The sequence below is a fragment of the Arthrobacter sp. P1_A5 genome (assembly GCF_056406825.1).
Window position 1 is genome coordinate 1 of the sequence record NZ_JBFTZL010000304.1, and the last position, 2,540, is coordinate 2,540.

The following is a 2,540-nucleotide window of genomic DNA, read 5'->3' on the forward strand; positions in this document are numbered from 1 at the left end:
CGACGCTGCCATCTCCAACGCCTACCTCGTCCAGGCCATGCGCAGCCTCCGCGTCCACCTCGTGCGCGTCCGCCGGCTGGCCGCCGACGACGCCGCCCGGCTTACTGCCGCCGCCGCCGAGCACGCGGCCATCGCCGAGGCGATCGCCGCCGGCAACCCGCGCCTGGCCGAGGCCGCCACCACGCTTCACCTGCACCGCAGTCTTTCGCACGTCAAAGCCACCCATACACCTCAGCAAAGGGAGCACCATGGTTAAGGAACACCACGTCCGCGTTTACAAGAGCGAGGAAAACCTGGGCCGCGAGGACCAGCTCGCCTACAAGATCGCCAAGGTCGCCGCTGATCCCGTGGAGGTCACCGATGAGGTCACCGACATGGTGATCAACCGGATCATCGACAACGCCTCGGTGGCGGTCGCGTCGCTGAACCGCGCCCCGATCGTCGCGGCCCGGGCCCAGGCCCTCACCCACGGCCCCAGCACCGGCGGCAAGGGCGCCAAGGTCTTCGGCATCGAGGAACGCGTCTCCCCCGAATGGGCTGCCTGGGCCAACGGCGTCGCGGTCCGTGARCTCGACTACCACGACACSTTCCTGGCCGCSGAYTAYTCSCACCCGGGYGACAACATCCCCCCGRTCCTGGCCGTCGCCCAGCACGTCGGYTCCAGCGGSCRGGACYTGRTCCGCGGSATCGCCACCGGYTACGAGATCCAGGTCAACCTGGTCAARGCCATCTGCCTGCACAAGCACAAGATCGACCACGTGGCCCACCTCGGCCCCTCCGCCGCCGCCGGCATCGGCACCCTGCTGGGCCTCGACGTCGAGACCATCTTCCAGTCGGTCGGCCAGGCGCTGCACACCACCACCGCCACCCGGCAGTCCCGCAAGGGCGAAATCTCCACCTGGAAGGCGCACGCCCCGGCGTTCGCCGGCAAGATGGCCGTCGAATCCGCGGACCGTGCGATGCGCGGCCAGACCTCCCCCGTGCCGATCTACGAGGGCGAAGACGGCGTGATCGCCTGGATGCTGGACGGCCCGGAGGCCTCCTACACCGTCCCGCTGCCGGAGGCCGGCGAAGCCAAGCGGGCCATCATGGACACGTACACCAAGGAACACTCGGCCGAATACCAGGCCCAGGCGTGGATCGACCTCGCCCGCAAGCTCAACGGCGAACACCCCGAGGTCACGGACCCGGCCAACGTCGAGTCCGTGCTGATCAAGACCAGCCACCACACCCACTACGTGATCGGCTCCGGCGCCAACGACCCGCAGAAGTACGATCCCACGGCCAGCCGCGAGACGCTGGACCACTCGATCCCGTACATTTTCACCGTCGCCCTGCAGGACGGCACCTGGCACCACGTTGACTCCTACGCCCCGGAACGCGCTGCCCGCCCGGACACCGTTGAACTCTGGCACAAGGTCAGCACTGTCGAGGATCCGGAATGGACCCGCCGCTACCACTCCCTGGACATCGCCGAGAAGGCCTTCGGCGGCACCGTGGAGATCACGCTCAAGGACGGCACGGTCATCACCGATGACATCGCGGTCGCCGATGCCCACCCGCTGGGCGCCCGGCCGTTCGCCCGGGAGCAGTACGTCAACAAGTTCCGCACCCTCGCCGCCGGCCTGGTGGCCGACGAGGAGATCGAGCGCTTCCTTGCCGCCGCCGCCCGGCTCCCCGAGCTCGCCGCCGGCGAGCTGGACCAGCTGAACATCCAGGCCGCCGACGGCGTGATCGACCTCGCCGGCGCCCCGAAGGGACTCTTCTAATGTTGTATTCGAAGGTCACACCTGAGCAGAAGCGGATCCGGTTCCGCGAAATCCTCGCCTCCGGCACCATCGCCCAGTTCCCCGGCGCGTTCAACCCGCTCTCGGCGCGGCTGATCGAGGAGAAGGGCTTCGCCGGGGTGTACATTTCCGGCGCCGTCCTCGCCAATGACCTGGGCCTGCCGGACATCGGGCTGACCACCCTCACGGAGGTGGCCACCCGCGCCGGGCAGATCGCCCGGATGACGGACCTGCCGGCGATCGTCGACGCCGACACCGGCTTCGGTGAGCCCATGAACGTGGCCCGGTCGGTCCAGGAACTCGAGAACGCCGGCCTGGCCGGCTGCCACATCGAGGACCAGTTCAACCCCAAGCGCTGCGGCCACCTCGACGGGAAGAACGTCGTGGACCTGGAGACCGCCACCAAGCGGATCCGGGCCGCGGCCGATGCCCGCCGCGACCCGAACTTCCTGATCATGGCCCGGACCGACATCCGCGCCACGGACGGGCTCGAGGCCGCCCAGGAGCGCGCCAAAGCGCTCGTGGAGGCCGGTGCGGACGCGATCTTCCCGGAGGCGATGAAGGACCTGGCCGAATTCCAGGCCATCCGCGATGCCGTTGACGTCCCGATCCTGGCCAACATGACCGAATTCGGCCAGAGTGCCTTGTTCACCGTGGAGGAGCTGGCCGGCGTCGGCGTCAATATGGTCATTTATCCGGTGACGCTGCTCCGTAGTGCCATGGGCGCTGCGGAGCGTACTCTGGAATCGATTA

The 2,540-nt window shown here is 68.4% G+C and carries 3 protein-coding genes; all 3 read left to right on the top strand.

The genetic code is table 11. The features are described from left to right. Positions 1-256: FCD domain-containing protein (locus AC1D1S_RS20625; protein WP_476995388.1), on the top strand; the 256-nt coding region annotated here is incomplete at its 5' end. Further along, positions 249-1,769: an MmgE/PrpD family protein gene (locus tag AC1D1S_RS20630; protein WP_476995389.1), complete on the top strand. Its 1,521-nt coding sequence runs from the start codon at positions 249-251 to the stop codon at positions 1,767-1,769. The genes AC1D1S_RS20625 and AC1D1S_RS20630, both read left to right, overlap by 8 nt. Then, positions 1,769-2,540, top strand: a 772-nt coding sequence (gene prpB / locus AC1D1S_RS20635) for a methylisocitrate lyase (RefSeq protein WP_476995390.1), incomplete at its 3' end; no start/stop codon positions are given. The genes AC1D1S_RS20630 and prpB, both read left to right, overlap by 1 nt.